At 73.2% G+C, this 15,546-nt stretch carries 17 protein-coding genes; 11 read left to right on the top strand and 6 right to left on the bottom strand.

Features of this window, described 5'->3' with window-relative positions; translation table 11 throughout:
* The first annotated feature begins 223 nt into the window (after positions 1–223).
* Together AB0B58_RS19455 and AB0B58_RS19450 are read left to right on the top strand one after the other, a co-directional pair.
* Positions 224–943: a sulfite exporter TauE/SafE family protein gene (locus tag AB0B58_RS19455; protein WP_360225139.1), complete on the top strand. Its 720-nt coding sequence runs from the start codon at positions 224–226 to the stop codon at positions 941–943.
* A 26-nt stretch (positions 944–969) separates the two neighbouring features.
* Positions 970–1,305, top strand: coding sequence for a VOC family protein (locus AB0B58_RS19450; RefSeq protein ID WP_360225137.1), 336 nt, complete (start codon positions 970–972; stop codon positions 1,303–1,305).
* A 12-nt stretch (positions 1,306–1,317) separates the two neighbouring features.
* On the opposite strand, the gene AB0B58_RS19445 is transcribed toward AB0B58_RS19450, so the two are convergent.
* Both AB0B58_RS19445 and AB0B58_RS19440 read right to left on the bottom strand, forming a co-directional pair.
* Positions 1,318–2,196, bottom strand: coding sequence for a helix-turn-helix transcriptional regulator (locus AB0B58_RS19445; protein WP_360225135.1), 879 nt, complete (start codon positions 2,194–2,196; stop codon positions 1,318–1,320).
* An 84-nt stretch (positions 2,197–2,280) separates the two neighbouring features.
* Positions 2,281–2,433, bottom strand: coding sequence for a hypothetical protein (locus AB0B58_RS19440; RefSeq protein ID WP_360225133.1), 153 nt, complete (start codon positions 2,431–2,433; stop codon positions 2,281–2,283).
* Positions 2,434–2,715: 282 nt separating this feature from the next.
* Between AB0B58_RS19440 and AB0B58_RS19435 the strand changes: the two genes are divergently transcribed.
* On the top strand, positions 2,716–3,111 hold the full coding sequence (locus AB0B58_RS19435; protein ID WP_360225131.1) for an MmcQ/YjbR family DNA-binding protein: 396 nt from the start codon (positions 2,716–2,718) through the stop codon (positions 3,109–3,111).
* Here AB0B58_RS19435 and AB0B58_RS19430 read toward each other — a convergent pair.
* From AB0B58_RS19430 to AB0B58_RS19420, 3 genes are all read right to left on the bottom strand, one after another.
* The gene (locus AB0B58_RS19430; protein WP_360225129.1) at positions 3,098–3,760 is read right to left on the bottom strand and encodes a uridine kinase; all 663 of its coding nucleotides are present in this window, start codon (positions 3,758–3,760) and stop codon (positions 3,098–3,100) included. The two genes, AB0B58_RS19435 and AB0B58_RS19430, sit on opposite strands and share 14 nt — an antisense overlap.
* Before the next feature lie 86 nt (positions 3,761–3,846).
* On the bottom strand, positions 3,847–4,305 hold the full coding sequence (locus tag AB0B58_RS19425; protein WP_360225127.1) for a DUF2809 domain-containing protein: 459 nt from the start codon (positions 4,303–4,305) through the stop codon (positions 3,847–3,849).
* A 22-nt stretch (positions 4,306–4,327) separates the two neighbouring features.
* The gene (locus tag AB0B58_RS19420; RefSeq protein ID WP_360225125.1) at positions 4,328–5,089 is read right to left on the bottom strand and encodes an SAM-dependent methyltransferase; all 762 of its coding nucleotides are present in this window, start codon (positions 5,087–5,089) and stop codon (positions 4,328–4,330) included.
* A 141-nt stretch (positions 5,090–5,230) separates the two neighbouring features.
* Here AB0B58_RS19420 and AB0B58_RS19415 point away from each other — a divergent pair, with 141 nt between their 5' ends.
* The 8 genes from AB0B58_RS19415 to AB0B58_RS19380 all read left to right on the top strand — a co-directional run bounded on the left by AB0B58_RS19415 (position 5,231) and on the right by AB0B58_RS19380 (position 14,605).
* Positions 5,231–6,799, top strand: coding sequence for a glycosyltransferase family 2 protein (locus tag AB0B58_RS19415; protein ID WP_360225123.1), 1,569 nt, complete (start codon positions 5,231–5,233; stop codon positions 6,797–6,799).
* On the top strand, positions 6,796–6,918 hold the full coding sequence (locus AB0B58_RS19410) for a hypothetical protein (RefSeq protein ID WP_360225121.1): 123 nt from the start codon (positions 6,796–6,798) through the stop codon (positions 6,916–6,918). The genes AB0B58_RS19415 and AB0B58_RS19410 overlap by 4 nt, the downstream gene beginning before the upstream one ends.
* Positions 6,915–9,047 carry an SGNH hydrolase domain-containing protein gene (locus tag AB0B58_RS19405; protein WP_360225119.1) on the top strand — a complete coding sequence of 711 codons (2,133 nt, stop codon included), beginning with the start codon at positions 6,915–6,917 and terminating at the stop codon, positions 9,045–9,047. Before AB0B58_RS19410 ends, AB0B58_RS19405 begins: the two co-directional genes overlap by 4 nt.
* A 110-nt stretch (positions 9,048–9,157) precedes the next feature.
* A complete protein-coding gene (locus AB0B58_RS19400) occupies positions 9,158–10,006 on the top strand; it encodes an alpha/beta fold hydrolase (RefSeq protein ID WP_360225117.1) in 849 nt (282 codons plus the stop codon).
* Positions 10,007–10,128: 122 nt separating this feature from the next.
* Complete coding sequence (locus AB0B58_RS19395; protein ID WP_360225115.1) at positions 10,129–11,097, top strand: DMT family transporter; 969 nt, start codon at positions 10,129–10,131, stop codon at positions 11,095–11,097.
* 116 nt (positions 11,098–11,213) lie between these two features.
* Positions 11,214–13,103 carry an acyl-CoA dehydrogenase family protein gene (locus tag AB0B58_RS19390; RefSeq protein ID WP_360225113.1) on the top strand — a complete coding sequence of 630 codons (1,890 nt, stop codon included), beginning with the start codon at positions 11,214–11,216 and terminating at the stop codon, positions 13,101–13,103.
* A gap of 131 nt (positions 13,104–13,234) precedes the next feature.
* Positions 13,235–14,401: a serine hydrolase domain-containing protein gene (locus AB0B58_RS19385; RefSeq protein ID WP_360225111.1), complete on the top strand. Its 1,167-nt coding sequence runs from the start codon at positions 13,235–13,237 to the stop codon at positions 14,399–14,401.
* 42 nt (positions 14,402–14,443) lie between these two features.
* Positions 14,444–14,605, top strand: coding sequence for a hypothetical protein (locus tag AB0B58_RS19380; protein ID WP_360225109.1), 162 nt, complete (start codon positions 14,444–14,446; stop codon positions 14,603–14,605).
* Between the two features lie 59 nt (positions 14,606–14,664).
* Here the strand turns inward: AB0B58_RS19380 and AB0B58_RS19375 are convergent, their stop codons facing one another.
* Positions 14,665–15,531: a GNAT family N-acetyltransferase gene (locus AB0B58_RS19375; RefSeq protein ID WP_360225107.1), complete on the bottom strand. Its 867-nt coding sequence runs from the start codon at positions 15,529–15,531 to the stop codon at positions 14,665–14,667.
* Between the last annotated feature and the right edge of the window lie 15 nt (positions 15,532–15,546).

The following is a 15,546-nucleotide window of genomic DNA, read 5'->3' as shown; positions in this document are numbered from 1 at the left end:
ACCGTCTCAACCTACAGCGTTTCCCGAGTCGGGACATGGTTGACGGATGACGCCAGGGCGGCTGGTTATCCATGTGAACAGCCGCCCGAGCCGGTGCCCACCCTACAAGCCGGGCGCCGGGCCCGGTAGACCTCCGTCGCCGGCGGGACCGAAGTAGAGCCCGCCGCAGGCGGCGACCGTTTATCGCTCGACATTGCCGGCCGCCGGGCCTGAGCTGATCGATGTGCCGCACACACTGGTGTTCGCCTCGCTGGCGGCGTTCGGCCTCGCGCTGCTCTCGGCCGTCGCCGGGTTCGGCGGCGGGGTCCTGCTGTTGCCGGTGTTCACCGCCCTGTTCGGGCTGCGTGCCGCCGTGCCGATGCTGACGCTGACCCAGCTGTCCAGCAACGGCTCGCGGGTCTGGCTCAACCGGGGCGAGCTGCGCTGGTCGCTGATCGCCTGGTTCGCGCTGGGTGCGGTGCCCTGCGCGGTCGCCGGCGGGCTACTGCTGGCCCACGCGCCGCCCGCGCCGCTGAAGCGCCTGCTCGGGGCGTTCCTGATCGGTGTGGTGCTCTGGCGGCGGTGGCGACGCCGGCCGCGCCGGCCACCGGACCCGGCCTTCGCCGCCGTCGGTGCCGCCTCCGGGCTGGGCTCGGCCCTGCTGGGCTCGGTCGGCCCGTTGACCGCGCCGTTCTTCCTGGCGGTGGGGCTGACCCGGGCGGCGTACGTCGGCACCGAGGCGGCGAGCGCCCTGGTCATGCACCTGACCAAGATCGGCGCGTACGGGACCGGGGAGCTGATCACCCGGCAGGTTCTGCTCTACGGCCTCGCGCTGACCCCGGCGACCCTGCTCGGCGCCGGTGCCGGGAAGAGGATCGTCGCTCGGATCAGCGACCGTGTCTTCGTCCTGCTCGTGGAGGCCGGCCTGGTCGTCGCGGGCGCGTTGTTCCTGATCGGCCGCTGACGGAGAATGACCGCTGGAGGTGCCGCGTGAGCTACATCAAGAGTGTGACCTTCGACTGCCGCGACGCGCTCGTGGTGGCTCGCTTCTGGGCGGGCGCGCTCGGCGGGGAGCTGGACGAGGACTCCACCTCCGACAAGGCGTTCGTGGAGGCACCGGGCTGGGGCGGGCCCGATCTGTGGTTCCAGCGGGTGCCCGAGGACAAGACCGCCAAGCTGAGGATGCACTTCGATCTCCGCGCGGCCGGCGGCCTGCCGGCCGAGGTCGAACGCCTCCAAGCTCTCGGTGCGACGGTCGCACACGACCAGGGCGACCTGGTCGTGATGCGCGACCCGGAGGGCAACGAGTTCTGCGTGGAGGACTGAGCATCCGCGGAGTCAGGGACGGCGCTCGCGGCTGATGCCCGCGCCGTCCTCGTTCGAGGCGAACCAGGTGGCGAGCAGCGCGAGGCCGTCGCCGGAGGCGGTACCCGCCTCCGCGGTGTAGATCACGATCGTCGCGTCCTCACCCGGCAGGTCGAGCAGCTCGTGGTCGAGTTCCAGCTCGCCGACGACGGGGTGCCGGAACCGTTTGCTTCCGTGCCGGTGCACGTAGACGTCGTGGGCGGCCCACCAGGTGCGGAAGGCCTCGCTGCGCATCGACAGCTCGCCGATGAGGTTCATCAGCCGATGGTCGTCCGGGTGCCGGGCGGCGGCGATGCGCAGCGCGCCGACGGCCGAGCGCGCCACCTGCTGCCAGTCGGCGAAGAACGCCTGGGCGTTCGGGTCGAGGAAGATGAACCGCATCGTGTTCACCGGCCGGTCCGGGCCGGCGAACATGGGGGCGTAGAGGGCCTCGCCGAGCGGGTTGGCCTCGAGGATGTCGAAGCGGTGATTGCGCAGCAGCGCGGGAGCGGCGGTCATCGAGTCCAGCACGCGGCGGATCGCGGGCCGGACCTCCGGCGCGCTGTCGCGGCGGTGGGTGTGCGCCGGCGCGTGGCCGGCGGCGCGGGCCAGGTGGTACAGATGCGACGTCTCGGTCTCGTCGAGCTGCAGCGCCCGGGCGACGGCCGCCAGGACGCTCTCGGAGGCACCGGCGAGGTTGCCGCGTTCGAGTCGGGTGTAGTACTCCACGCTGACTCCGGCCAGCGCGGCGACCTCGCCGCGCCGAAGCCCGGCAACCCGGCGGCCACCGTACGCGGGGATGCCCGCCTGCTCGGGGCTGATCTTCGCCCGGCGTGAGGTGAGGAACGCGCGGACCTCGCTGCGGTTGTCCATGCACCCAGGCTAGGACGCCGCCCTGCCGGCGGTCGCCGGTCGCCCGGTCGCCCGGTCGTAGTCGAGCAGGCCCGGGGTTGGCTGTCACCAGCCGTCGGGATTGCGGCACGACTCCCGGGAGATGCCCGAGCCGGTGTCCGGGTAGCCGCCGAACCGCTCGTCATGCAGGTGGGCGAAGAAGTAGCACATCGTCTCGCACTCCGCGTCCATCACCGCCATCGCGGGGTCGGCGTCCACCGCATCGTAGAACTCCCGGCCCGCCGCGACGATGAAGCCGCGGCAGTACAGGAAGCCGTCGTCCGAGCCGTCGGTCCGCTCGTGGATCTCCTCCCGGTCGATGTCGTACAGCCCCGAGGGAGAGCCTCGTCGTCAGGGCGAGCGTAGGGCGGTGCCGGCGTCTTCGCGGCCGAGCATCCGCCGGGCCTGACGGCGTGGTGACAGCGGATAACATCCGTCGGATGGTGCACACGAACGGCCGGACCGTCGCGCCGCCCCGGCGCCGGCGTCCGGGAGGCCTCGATGGCTGACGCCGACGACGTCCGGCGTCTGGCGCTCGCGCTCCCCCACGTGGCCGAGATCGACAGCGACGGCTTCGACTTCCGGGTCGCCGGCAAGGGATTCGTCTGGTCCTACCCCGAGCGCAGGCCGGGCAGGCCACGCCTGATCCGGACCGACATCGCGGTGCTGTACGTCGGCGACGAGGCGGAGAAGCAGGCGCTGCTCCTCGGCGAGCCCGGTCTCTTCTTCACCACGCACGCCTACGACGGGTTGCCCCTGGTCATGCTGAGGCTGGCGCGGGTGGACGCCGATCGCCTCGGTGAACTGGTCACCGACGCGTGGCGCATGCGCGCGCCGGACGCGATCGTCGCCGACCTCGACGGCCCGCCGGGACCGGGCTCCGTCATCCCCGGATGATTTGAGGTGCGCCGAAGTCCTGGTTGTCGATCAGGATGCCGGCGCGCCGCTGCGGCGAACAGGCGCGGAAGTAGTGGCGCTGCGCCTCGACATAGCGTCGCATGCCGGGGTGCTCGGGGTCGGGGTTCGTGCCGTCGCGAAGCGCCATCCGCTTCGCCGTCACGCCGAACGGGACGTCGAGGAACACCGACAGGTCCCAGGCCTCGACGATCTCGTCCCGGTGCAGGAACAGCCCGTCGACGATCAGTACCGTCCCGGCCGGCGAGGTGCGCGGTCGCGGGTCGAGCATCGCGTCGGTGGCGAGGTCGTGCGCGGCCGGCCGGTACCGCCGGGAGCCGCCCGGCGCGAACGGCTCCAGGACGTCGGCGCGGAAACGCGGGTAGTCGAACGAGTCCCGCCAGAAGCCCTCGGGGGATTCGCGCCCCAGCCGGTAGCGCACCTCCCGCGGATTGTGGAAGTCGTCGAGCGACACCCGCACGACGGTACGCCCGAGCGAGCGCACCGCCGCGGCGAGTTCGTCGGCGAACGTGCTCTTGCCGGATCCGTCCGGGCCGTCGACGGCGACCCGGGGGCAGGTACCACCGTCGGACGCGGGAATCCGGCGCGCGATGTGGCCGATGACCTCGCGCCGCCGCACAGAACCGATCATCGGGCGAGTGTGCCAAACGGCGGGGCGGTGCGGTTTCATGATCCACGCCTTCCTCGTGGGCAGGCCGGAGACCACCGGCGGCGCGTTCATCCTCCGGATGCTGACCGCCGTGCTGCGCGCCCGGCGGCTGTGAGGCGCCGCGCCGATCTTCGGGCGATGGCGTGCTGGAGTGCCACCAGCGGCAGCACACCCACGGGGTACCAGGCCAGGTCGGCAGCGTCGAACTGCACGCCAAGGGCCAGCCGGGCGAGCAGGCTGCGCTCGGACAGCTCCGCCGGCACGCCGGTCAGTTGCGAGAGTTCGACGAGCCAGCAGAAGGCGATCGCCGCCGCCCCCGCCGCCCAGGCGCCGGCGGCGGGGACCACGAGGAACACACCCGCGTAGATCATGGATGCGTACAGCACGGTTCCCGAGTACTGCGCGAGGGCGCCGGAGCTGTCCAGGACTCCGCCGCCGGCCGCCACCCGGATCCCGAGCGCCACCGCCAGGAAGCCGCCCGCGGCGAAGACCGCCACCAGCCGCACCCGCCACGCCCAACCCGCCACGCGGCGACGGTAGGGCACGCGATCAAGTGCGGGGCTCGCGCCTGGCCTCGATGAGCGTGCGGGTGGAGTGTGCACGGTAGGAGCCGTGTTCGCGGATGTGCGCGTCGAGTCGCTCGAGGGCTTCCCGGTAGCGGTCGACGGAGAAGTCGGGCACCCACCAGACGCACTTGCGCAGCAGGTAGACGACCGCGCCGATGTCGAGGAACTCCATCCGGCAACGCGCGGTGCGCAGGTCGACGACCCGTAGGCCCGCCGACCGGGCCGCCGCGGCCTCACGCCCGGGATCGCGGCCCAGTCGATTCCGCGGCAGCGGACCGGTGAACCACTCGATCAGTTCGAACGCCGACGCGGGCCCGACGTGCTGGGCGAGGTACGTGCCGCCGTCGACCAGCACCCGGGCGATCTCGCGCCAGTCGGGGCTCACCGGGTGGCGGCTGCTCACCAGCTCGAAGGCGGCGTCCGGCAGCGGCAGGGGCCCGCCCTGCTCGACCGGCACGACCCGCACGCCGCGGGCCGACAACAGGCGACGGGCGCGTGCGACGTTCGGAGGCCATCCCTCGGTGACGACCATCGCCGGCGGCAGGCGCGGAGCCTCGGCGATGATCTCGCCGCCCCCGGTGTCGATGTCCAGGGCCGAGCCGGCAGCGGCCAGGCGGGCCGCGAGCAGTCGCGAGTATCCCCAGGGTGGCCGGTCCTCGGTCGCCCGCCCGTCGAGCCAGCCGAAGTCCCACCCGGACACGTCCGCCGCTGCCGCCTCGTCGACGAGATCATCGAACGTACGCATGCCGACATCGTCGCAATCGCGTCAGCCCGCATTCCTGACATCACCGCACGGCCCAAATCAGTTAACAAACCTATGCTTTTCTGGAGGCGAGGGATTCGGGCCCGCGAGGGGCCACACAAGGGACTTTTGGGGAGCACCGCCATGCCCGCGTCCGCCGCGCTCGACGCGCCGCCGGTCAGCAACGCCGTCGACACTCCTGCACCGTCGCTACCGTCCCCGCCGGGCGACACCGAGCTGTACGCATACTTCGGCCCGCAGCGCCGGTGGGTGCTGTTGTGCGTGTCGCTCTCGTACACCTTCACGGCGGTCACGCTCTTCTGTTTCGCGCTGCGGCAACCCGCGCTGTGGGTCTTCCTGATCGTGCTGGCGCTCAACGCCGCCGGCTGGCTGCTGTCCTGCGTGGACGGTCAGCGTCAGCGCCGGATCACCCGCGACTCGCACGAGCTGCTCCTGCGGGCGTGGCGACCGGCCGTCGCGCCGGGCGTCGACGTGTTCCTGCCCACCTGCGGCGAGCCGATCACGGTGCTGCGCAACGCGTACGAGCACGTGGCGCGGTTGCGGTGGGGCGGGGCGCTGCGGTTCTGGGTGCTCGACGACGCCGCCCGTCCCGAGGTCCGGATGCTCGCGGGCGAGTACGGGTTCACCTACCGCACCCGGCCCGACCGGGGGCGCCTGAGGAAGGCCGGCAACCTCAACGACGCCCTGGCGCTCAGCGACGGCGAGCTGATCGCGATCCTCGACGCGGACTTCTGCCCGCGCCCGGACTTCCTGCGGCACCTGGTGCCCTACCTGGAGGCGCCCGACATCGGCATCGTGCAGAGCCCGCAGTGCTTCGACACCGACCCGGCGATGCCGTGGTTGCAGCGGGCCGCCGGCTCGGCACAGGAGTGGTTCTTCCGCTGGCTGCAGCCGTCGCGCGACGCCGACGACGCGGCCATCTGCTGCGGCAGCAACGCCGTATACCGCCGGTCGGCGCTGCTGCGCATCGGCGGGTTCGCGCGCCTCGACCACAGCGAGGACCTGTACACCGGGCTGGCGATGCTGCGCGCCGGGTACCGCACCCGCTACGTACCCGTCCTGGTCGCCAAGGGACTGTCCCCCGACACGCTGCCCGCGTTCGTCAACCAGCAGTACCGGTGGGCGATGGGCAACCTGCACCTGCTCGTCGACCGCGGTTTCCGCGGCATGCCGGCGCCGTGGCGGCTGCGGCTGGCGTACGGCAACGGCGTGCTCGGCTACCTGCTGGCGGCGGTGAACGTCTTCGCGGCGCCGCTGCCGCCGCTGGTGATGATGTTCTTCTTCCCGGCCGAGATCCGGCCCTGGCACGTGCTGCCGCTGCTCGCGCCGCTGTGGGTCTGGCTGGTGCTGATGCCCTCGGTCTCGGCGACCCGGTGGCGGATGGAGGTCATCCGCGCACACCTGATGATGAGTTTCGCCGGCACGCTCGCGCTGCTGCACACCCTGCGGCACCGGTCGGCGGCGTGGGTGCCGACCGGTGCCGGCGGCGGGCGTTCACCGCTGGCCCGTACCGTCGGCCGGGTCGCACTCTGCTGGCTGGCCGCCACCACGGTCGCCACCTGGTGCGGCGTCGCCTACGACGTGGAGCGGTACGGCTGGGCGCAGCACTGGGGCGTCGCGGGCTACGCCGCGCTCACCTCGTACCTGACCGTGCCGCTGATCGCCGCGCTCTGGCGGGGTGAGGCCCGATGAGGGACATCGGCGCCGACCGGATCGGCTGGCCGGAGGCCTCGGCCCTGACCGCCGTACTCGCGCTGATCGCCCTGGTCGCCTCCGGCTGGGTGGACGCGATGCTGCCCTGGGCCCGGTGACGCCGGCCATGGCGCTGACCGCCGTACCGGCTCCGGTCGCGCCCGGTGCCCCGGCGGCGCTCGCGTACCGGCTGAACTTCCGGCCCGACATCGAGGGCCTGCGGGCCGTCGCGATCCTCACCGTGCTGAGCTTCCACGCGGGCGTGCCGTTCTTCGCCGGCGGATACGTCGGCGTGGACGTCTTCTTCGTCGTCTCCGGCTTTCTCATCACGGGCCTGCTGCTGGCCCGCGTCACGGCGCACGGCACCTTCTCGCTGGCCGACTTCTACGCCCGGCGGGCCCGGCGCATCCTGCCGGCGGCCGGCGTGGTGCTCGCGGCGACGGCGGCCGCCTGCTGGTTCCTGCTGCCGCCGCTGGGCCGCGCCGACGTCGCGTACGACCTGATCTTCGCCGCCGTCAGCGCGGCGAATTGGCGGTTCGTCGCGGACCGGACCGACTACCTGGCCGCACACGCCGAGCCCAGCCCGGTGCTGCACTTCTGGTCGCTTGCGGTGGAGGAGCAGTTCTACCTCGGGTGGGCTCCGCTGGTGCTGCTGATCGCGGTGCTGGCCCGCCGGTGTGGCCGGGCCGCGCTGCCGGGGATCGCGATCGCGGTGTGCGTGGTGACCGCCGGCTCGTTCGCGCTGAGCCTGCGCTGGACCGCGGCGTCGGCGCCGCTGGCGTACCTGGGGTCGCCGTCGCGGGCGTGGCAGTTCGGGGTCGGCGCGGCCGCCGCCCTTGCGGCGCCGTACCTGGCCCGGATGCTGTCGGGCCGCGGCGCGGCCGGTGCGCGGGCGGTGATCGGCTGGGCCGGGCTCGCGGCGATCGGGTGGGCGACGGCGACGTTCGACGGGCTCACCGGGTACCCCGGCACGGCGGCGCTGGTCCCGACGCTCGGTGCCGCCGCGATCGTGCTCGCCGGCCACCGGGCCGACGACCGCTCGCCGTCGGGCGCGGAGGCGGGCCGGCTGCTCGCCACCTCGCCGGCGCGGACGGTCGGGCGGCTCTCCTACGCCTGGTACCTGTGGCACTGGCCGGTGCTCGTGCTGGCGCAGGCCCGCCTCGGCGAGCTGGACCCGCCCGCGCGCCTGGCCCTGGTCGTGGCGGCGGGCCTGGCCGCCGCGCTGACCACGCGGCTGGTCGAACGCCCGCTGCGGTTCTCGCTGGTGGTCGCCGCCCGGCCGCGCCGGGGCCTCGCCGTCGGCGCCACCTCGGTCGCCGTCCCGCTGGTCGCGGCGCTGCTGCTGGGCAGCGGGGCGATCCGCGGGCTGGAGGCGGACGCGCGGAGGTCCGCGGGTCCCGCTCCCCCCGGCGCGGCGAGCGGGCCGTGGCTGCTGGCCGCGCCCGGGCCGGCCGGGCAGGCGGGACCGGTGCGCCCGGCACCGGCCCGGGCCCGCGTCGACTACCCGCCGATCGCGGGTTGCGAGGTCCCGCCGCAGGCCACGACCAGCCCCGCGTGCCGGTACGGCCCGCCCGGCGCGCGCGACCGGATCGTGCTGATCGGCGACTCGCACGCCGGGCAGTGGTTCGCCGGGGTGTTCGCGCTGGCGTCGCGTCGTGGCTGGGCGGTGGAGGTGCTGGTCAAGCAGGGTTGCCCGCTGCCCCGGCTGACCGTGCGCAGCCCGCAGCTCGGCCGCGCATACACCGAGTGCGACGTCTGGCGCCGGCATGCGCTCGCCCGGCTCGCCGCCGGGCCGCGGCCCCGCCTGATCGTCGCGGCCAGCCTCAACCGGTACCCGGCCGGCGCCCGCGCGCTGGGGCGCGGCTGGGACGACACGCTGGACCGGCTCGTCGCGACGGGCGCGCCGGTCGCGTACCTGCGGGACACCCCGACCCTGGGCCGGGACGTGCCCACGTGCGTGTCGGGCGCGCTGGAGTCCTGGCGCCGGTGCAGCGTCGCGCGGGAGGCGGCGCTGCCGCGCGACGCGCTGGCCGAGCGGCTCGCGCGCGGCCGCCGGCCGGGTGTGTCGGTCGTCGACGTGACCGGCGCGCTCTGCCCGAGCGGGCCGCGCTGCCCGGCCGTACGCGAGGGGGTGCTGCTCTACCGCGACGGCGCCCACCTCACCAGCACCGCCGCCGCGGTGCTGGCGCCGCGCGTGGAACTCGAGCTGGAACGGCTCGGGCTGCTGCGACCGTTCCCTCCCCGTTGACCGACCGGTCGGTCGATGGCTACGGTCCAGGCGAATCAGCGCGCCGCTCCGCGACGCCCCGGCCGGCTTTCCGCCCGGTCGTCATCTGGTGACCGGAGGCCGGGATCCGCATGAACCGAGGTGATCGCCCGGCCGACCGGACGACAGTGCGTACCTCCGCCGGGCCGGTCGTCGTGCACCGCAGCGGCGCCGGACCGGCCGTCGTGCTCCTGCACGCCAACCCCGGCGACAGCCGGGACTTCGCGGCCGTCCTGCCCGCCCTTTCGGCGCTGTTCACCGTGTACGGCGTGGACTGGCCCGGCTACGGCGAATCGCCCCCGCCGCGGCCGCCGTCGTCGGCGACCGCCATGGGATACGCCGGCCTCGTCCCGGAGTTGCTCGACGCGCTGGGCATCGACGATGCGGCATTCATCGGCAACAGCGTCGGCGGGTATTGCGCCGTCAGGTTCGCGCTGGAGCACCCCGGGCGGGCCCGGGCCCTCGTGCTGGTCAACAGCGGCGGTTTCACCCGCCCGACGCCGCCGAACAGGGCGTTCGTCCGGCTCAAGGGCACCGAGACGGTCACCCGGCTGCTCGCCGGCCGGCTCAGCCGCCTGTACCTGCGTCGCCGGAACCGGACCGTCGCCGAGATGCTGGCCCGCGACGCGGCACGCCGCGACGACCCCGCGGCGATCGCCGTCGAGGCCGCGATCTGGCGCAGCTTCAACAACCCCGCGCACGACCTGCGGGCGGCCGCCGGCGGCCTCACCGTCGCGACCCTGCTCGCGTGGGGAACCGGTGACCCGCTTGTCGGCCTCGACGGTCGCCGGGCCCGCCGCCTGCTCCCGCACGCCGCCTGGTGCCCCCTGCGGACCGGGCACGCGCCGTACGCCGAGGCGCCCGAAAGCTTCCTCGCCGTCACGCTGCCGTTCCTGCGCGAGCACTCCCGGGGGCACGGCGTAACCGAGAACACACCCTGACCGGGGCCTTCAGGTCGGAAAACCGCGCGAGATTGTCGTACGCAACCGGCAGAGTGTCAGGGGTGACAACGCATACCGGTCCTGACCTTCGGGCCCAACCCGACGGTGCACCCGCGCCCGCCATGGCCGCCGCCCCCGTCGAGCTGCGCCGGTGGCTCCCCCAATATCTGGCGCTCGCCGCGATCTGGGGCACCAGCTTCCTGTTCATCAAGGTCGGCGTCCGCGAGCTGCACCCGCTGTGGCTCACCTTCGGCCGGGTCGCCGCGGGCGTGCTGATCCTGCTGGTGGTGCTCGCGGTCACCCGGGACCGGCTGCCGAGGGATGCGCGGCTGTGGGGACACCTGGCGGTGGTCGCGCTGCTCGGCGTGGTGCTGCCCTTCACCCTGTTCGGCTTCGGCGAGCAGCGGGTGTCGTCGGTGCTGGCCGGCATCTGGAACGCGGCCACGCCGCTGGTCGCGCTGCCGCTGGCGGTGCTGCTGTTCCGCACCGAGCGGATCACCGCCCGCCGGGCGGCCGGTCTCGGCATCGGGTTCGCCGGCGTGCTGGTGGTGCTCGGCGTCTGGCGCGGCGTCGGGGGTGCCCAGCTCACGGGGCAGCTCATGTGCTTCGGCGCGGCGATGTGCTACGCCGTCGCGATTCCGTACCAGAAGAAGTTCATCGCCGGGCGCGCCGGCAGCGGCGTCTCCATGGCCGCGGCCCAACTGCTGGCCGCGCTGGCCATGCTCGCCGTGGCGGCGCCGCTGCTGGCCGGCCCGCCGCCGGACCCGGCCGGGCTCTCCACCGACGTGCTGCTCTGCGTGCTGGCCCTCGGCGCCCTCGGCACCGGCATCGCGTTCGTGCTCAACCTCGGTGTGATCCGGGTGGCCGGCGCCAGCACGTCGACGTCGGTGACCTATCTGATGCCGGTGGTCGCCACCCTGGTCGGCGTCCTGGTCCTGCACGAGCACCTGCACTGGAACCAGCCGACCGGCGCGGTGATCGTGCTGGCCGGCGTCGCGGTCTCCCAGGGCCTGCGGCTCCGCCGGTCCCGTCCGGCCCTGACATCCCAGCCCATTCCCCCGCAACCGGGCCACGGACGAACAGACGAATAGCGCAGACGACTACCTTCCGGTAACACCCGTGGGTAACGTGGCGCTTGCGAGACCCCGGCGGGGATGAGCATCTTCACGGGGATGTGCTAGCCGTTCCCAGGTCAAAGGGGTAAACCGTGACCAAGCCGGCCGACGTCTCGGAGAAGCAGGCGCGACAGGTAGCCGAGGCCGCTCGCCAGTCCGAGTGGCGCAAGCCGAGCTTCGGCAAGGAACTGTTCCTCGGGCGGTTCCAGCTCGATCTGATCGATCCGTGGCCCGGCGTGGCGCCCGCCCCCGATGCGGACGACTACATCGCGAAGCTGGAGGCCTACCTCCGCTCGGACGTGGACGGGGCGCGCATCGAGCGGGAGGCCCGGATCCCCGACGAGGTCTTCCACGGCCTGGCCCGGCTCGGGGCGTTCGGCATGAAGATCGACAAGGAGTACGGCGGCCTCGGGCTCTCCAACCTGCACTACTGCAAGGCGCTCACGCTCATCGGCTCGGTGAGCCCCGCCCTGGGCGCGCTCCTGTCGGCGCACCAGTCGATCGGCGTGCCGCAGCCACTCAAGATCTTCGGCACCGCCGAGCAGAAGAAGGCGTTCCTGCCCCGGCTGGCCGCCGGCGAGGTGTCCGCGTTCCTGCTCACGGAGCCGGACGTCGGTTCCGACCCGGCGCGCCTCGGCACCGTCGCCCAGCCGGTCGAGGGCGGCTACCGGCTCAACGGGGTGAAGCTGTGGGCCACCAACGGCACGATGGCGACCCTGCTGGTCGTGATGGCCCGGGTGCCGGACCGGGGCATCACCGCGTTCGTGGTGGAGGGCGACGCGCCCGGGATCACGGTGGAGCGGCGCAACGAGTTCCTCGGCCTGCGCGGGCTGGAGAACAGCGTGACCCGGTTCCACGACGTGTTCGTGCCGGAGGAGAACGTCATCGGCGGCCTCGGCAAGGGTCTCAAGATCGCGTTGACCACGCTCAACACCGGCCGGTTGTCGCTGCCCGCGATGTGCATAGGCGCGGCCAAGTGGTCGCTCAACATCGCCCGGGAGTGGTCCGCGGAACGGGTGCAGTGGGGCCGCCAGGTCGGGCAGCACGAGGCCGTGGCCAAGAAGATCGCATTCATCGCCGCCACGACTTACGCGATGGAATCCATGTTGGATCTCTGCTGCACGATCGCCGACGACGACCGCAACGACATCCGCATCGAAGCCGCCCTGATCAAGCTCTTCGCCAGCGAGATGGCCTGGCAGGTCGCCGACGAGCTGATCCAGATCCGCGGCGGCCGGGGCTACGAGACGGCGCAGTCGCAGGCCGCCCGCGGCGAACGCGCGGTCGAGGCCGAGCAGATCCTCCGCGACCTGCGGATCAACCGCATCTTCGAGGGCTCCACCGAGATCATGCACCTGCTCATCGCCCGCGAGGCGGTCGACGCGCACCTCTCCGTCGCCGGCGACATCATCGACCCGGACGCCGGGGCCGGCCGGAAGGTGAACGCCGGGGCGCGGGCCGGCGCCTTCTACGCGCGGTGGCTGCCGACCCTGACCGTCGGCCGCGGCCAGTTGCCGGCCGGATACGGCGAGTTCGGTCCCCTCGCCGCGCACCTGAGGTACGTCGAGCGGTCGTCCCGCAAGCTCGCCCGGTCGGTCTTCTACGCGATGTCGCGCTGGCAGGGCAAGCTGGAGCGCAAGCACGGCTTCCTCGGCCGCATCGTCGACATCGGAGCCGAACTCTTCGCGATGTCAGCGGTGTGCGTGCGCGCTCAAGGGGAGCGGCAGCTGCATCCCGAGGGTGTAGAGCTGGCACATGTCTTCTGCCGGCAGGCGCGGCTGCGGGCCGAGGCGCTCTTCACCGCCCTCTGGGACAACACCGACTCGCCGGACGTCGAGGTGGCCCGGCGCGTGCTGGACGGTCGCTACGCCTTCCTGGAGGAGGGCATCGTCCTCGCGCCGCAGGACGGGGACTGGGTGTCCACGTGGCAACCCGGCCCGGCAACGGCGGACGACGTGCGCCGGCGGATACCGCCGGCCTGACCCGTCCGGTCACGGCGGCGTTACGGGGGTTAGCCCCACCCCGGTTGGGGGGATCGCCGGATGGAGGCACATCGAAGGGCTTCGTACGGTCAGGGCTCCTGGTTCGCCCGGATCCCTTGGAGGAGCCCGACATGCGAGAACACCTTGCCCGGTGCGGCCTGGCCGTCACCCTGGCAGCGACCCTGGTCGCCGGCGCCGCGGTGCCGGCAACGGCCGGAGCGACCCGCGACGACCGGCGGCTGCAGGTCGCGGTCGACGACCTGCACGACCTCGGCATCACCGGGGTGCAGGGCCTCGTCCGGGTCGGCGGCGACACCACCCGCGCGCGGGCCGGCGTCGGCGACCTCGAGCGGGGCACCCCGGTGCCGCTCGACGGCCACTTCCGGATGGGCAGCAACACCAAGACGTTCGTGTCCGTCGTCGTCCTGCAACTCGTCGGCGAGGGCCGGCTGTCGCTCGACGACACCGTCGAACGGTGGCTGCCGGGGACCGTCGCGGGCAACGGCAACGACGGCCGCCGGATCACCGTCCGCAACCTGCTGCAGCACACCAGCGGCCTCTACAACTACACCAGGGACATCGCGGCGCTCGGCTCCCGCGAGGCCTATCTGGCGCACCGGTTCGACCACTACGACGCCGAGGATCTCGTGGCCCTGGCGACCAAGCACGAACCCGACTTCGCGCCCGGCACCCGATGGGACTACTCCAACACCAACTACATCCTCGCCGGAATGATCATCGAGCGGGTGACCGGCCGGTCATGGGCCACCGAGGTACGCGCCCGCGTCCTCCGGCCGCTCGGGCTGCGGCGGACATCGGAGCCGGGCGACCGGCCGTCCCTGCCGGCACCGTACGCCAAGGGCTACCAGCAGTGGGCACCCGGCGGTGCGCTGACCGACACCACCCTGTTCAACCCGACCGTCGCCGACGCGGCCGGCAGTCTGATCACGACGCCGACCGACCTGGCCCGTTTCTGGCAGGCGCTGCAAGACGGTCACCTGCTCAAGCCGCGGCAGCTGGCGCAGCTGCACGAGACGGTGCTCGCCGATACGTTCCAGGACTTCATCCCGGGCGCGCGGTACGGCCTCGGCATCATGTTCATCCCGAACCGGTGCGGCGGCTACTGGTCGCACGGCGGCGACGTGCTCGGCATGAGCACCGCCAACGCAGTCAGCACGGACGGCGACCGCGTGGCGGTGCTGTCCCTGTCCACGCAACTCGCCGACGAGGAAGCGGCCCGCGCGGTGTACGGGCGCACCTTCCGGCTCATGGACGACGTGATCTGCGGATCCGCTTAGGGGATCCGACAGGTCTTGTGGGTGCTGCCTACTGTCCCTGACATGACCGACGAGAACGACAGGAAGCCGCGGAGGTTGGACACCTTCGGCGTCATCGGCCTGATCCTGATCCTGGCGTGGCTGGTGTTCCTGGGCTATGTCGCCGCAACGTCGCCGGACGTCCCCATGTGCGGAACCGGCCAGGACCTCCACCCCTGCCCCTGACGACGCCGTCACGGGCGGGGGTGGCGGATCCGCGGCATCCCGCCGCCGACTCCGAGCGGTCAGTCGCAGGTCGCCAGGTCCAGGCGGTAGAGCACGCTGCGGTGGGTCGGCCGGTAGCCGAGGGACTCGTTGGTCCGGCGCATCGCCGCGTTGCTGTCCGCGGTGTCCGCGAGCAGCCCGGCGAGCCGGGGGAAGCGGACGCGGGCCCGGCCGATCGCGTCGGCCTTCATCCACCGGGCCAGGCCGCGACCGCGGTGCTCGGGCAGCACCCCGGTGCCGTAGTGCTGGCCGTCGCCGGTGCCGTCGCCCGGCACCACGAGCTCGGTGAAGCCGGCGATCTCGCCGTCCGCGGCCACCGCCGCGACGGTGAACAGCGTCTCGCCGCGCCTCGCGACCGCCTCGGCGACCGCGTGCAGCCGCTCGACGTTCCACGGCTGCGGGACCGTACCCGCGTCGTCCATCGGCATGTCGTCCATCGCCCGGCGGGACCGGGCGAACGTCTCCGCGAGGTCGTCCGGCACGGTGCCTTCCCACTGGACCAGCCGGTAGCCCGGCACCGGGTCGGCGACCGGCTCGGCGCCGGTCAGATCCAACCGGGTGTACGTGAGCGCCAGAACCCGCCGCAGCCCGCGCGCCGCGCAGAACAGGTCCCCCGCCGAGTCCTCCGCGACCGCCTCGGTGAGCACGCCGCGCAGCCCGAGCTCGCCGGCCGCGCCGGTGACCGTCTCGAGCAGCCGCGTGCCGACGCCGACCCGCCGTTCGGCCGGATGTACGTGCAGCTCCACCTCGCCCGAGTCGCCGACGGCGGGCACCCGCAGGAAGGCCGCGCCGAGCGGCCGCCCGTCGGCACCGGCCGCCAGCCAGGCCAGCCGGTAGCTCGACGCGCTGCGGTTCGGGTCGGTCAACGGCGTGATGCGCAGGGTCATCCGGCCATTCTCCCG

It is taken from the genome of Actinoplanes sp. NPDC049118 (assembly GCF_040648555.1).
Taxonomy (GTDB): domain Bacteria; phylum Actinomycetota; class Actinomycetes; order Mycobacteriales; family Micromonosporaceae; genus Actinoplanes.
This window is presented reverse-complemented; position numbering and strand designations above follow the sequence as displayed.

Excerpts from the sequence above, each read along its gene's own strand:
- AB0B58_RS19445 (WP_360225135.1), bottom strand. The coding sequence starts at position 2,196 with ATGGACAACCGCAGCGAGGTCCGCGCGTTCCTCACCTCACGCCGGGCG.
- AB0B58_RS19435 (WP_360225131.1), top strand. The coding sequence starts at position 2,716 with ATGGCTGACGCCGACGACGTCCGGCGTCTGGCGCTCGCGCTCCCCCAC.
- AB0B58_RS19430 (WP_360225129.1), bottom strand. The coding sequence starts at position 3,760 with ATGATCGGTTCTGTGCGGCGGCGCGAGGTCATCGGCCACATCGCGCGC.
- AB0B58_RS19420 (WP_360225125.1), bottom strand. The coding sequence starts at position 5,089 with ATGCGTACGTTCGATGATCTCGTCGACGAGGCGGCAGCGGCGGACGTG.
- AB0B58_RS19415 (WP_360225123.1), top strand. The coding sequence starts at position 5,231 with ATGCCCGCGTCCGCCGCGCTCGACGCGCCGCCGGTCAGCAACGCCGTC.
- AB0B58_RS19410 (WP_360225121.1), top strand. The coding sequence starts at position 6,796 with ATGAGGGACATCGGCGCCGACCGGATCGGCTGGCCGGAGGCCTCGGCC.
- AB0B58_RS19400 (WP_360225117.1), top strand. The coding sequence starts at position 9,158 with ATGAACCGAGGTGATCGCCCGGCCGACCGGACGACAGTGCGTACCTCC.
- AB0B58_RS19395 (WP_360225115.1), top strand. The coding sequence starts at position 10,129 with ATGGCCGCCGCCCCCGTCGAGCTGCGCCGGTGGCTCCCCCAATATCTG.
- AB0B58_RS19385 (WP_360225111.1), top strand. The coding sequence starts at position 13,235 with ATGCGAGAACACCTTGCCCGGTGCGGCCTGGCCGTCACCCTGGCAGCG.
- AB0B58_RS19380 (WP_360225109.1), top strand. The coding sequence starts at position 14,444 with ATGACCGACGAGAACGACAGGAAGCCGCGGAGGTTGGACACCTTCGGC.
- AB0B58_RS19375 (WP_360225107.1), bottom strand. The coding sequence starts at position 15,531 with ATGACCCTGCGCATCACGCCGTTGACCGACCCGAACCGCAGCGCGTCG.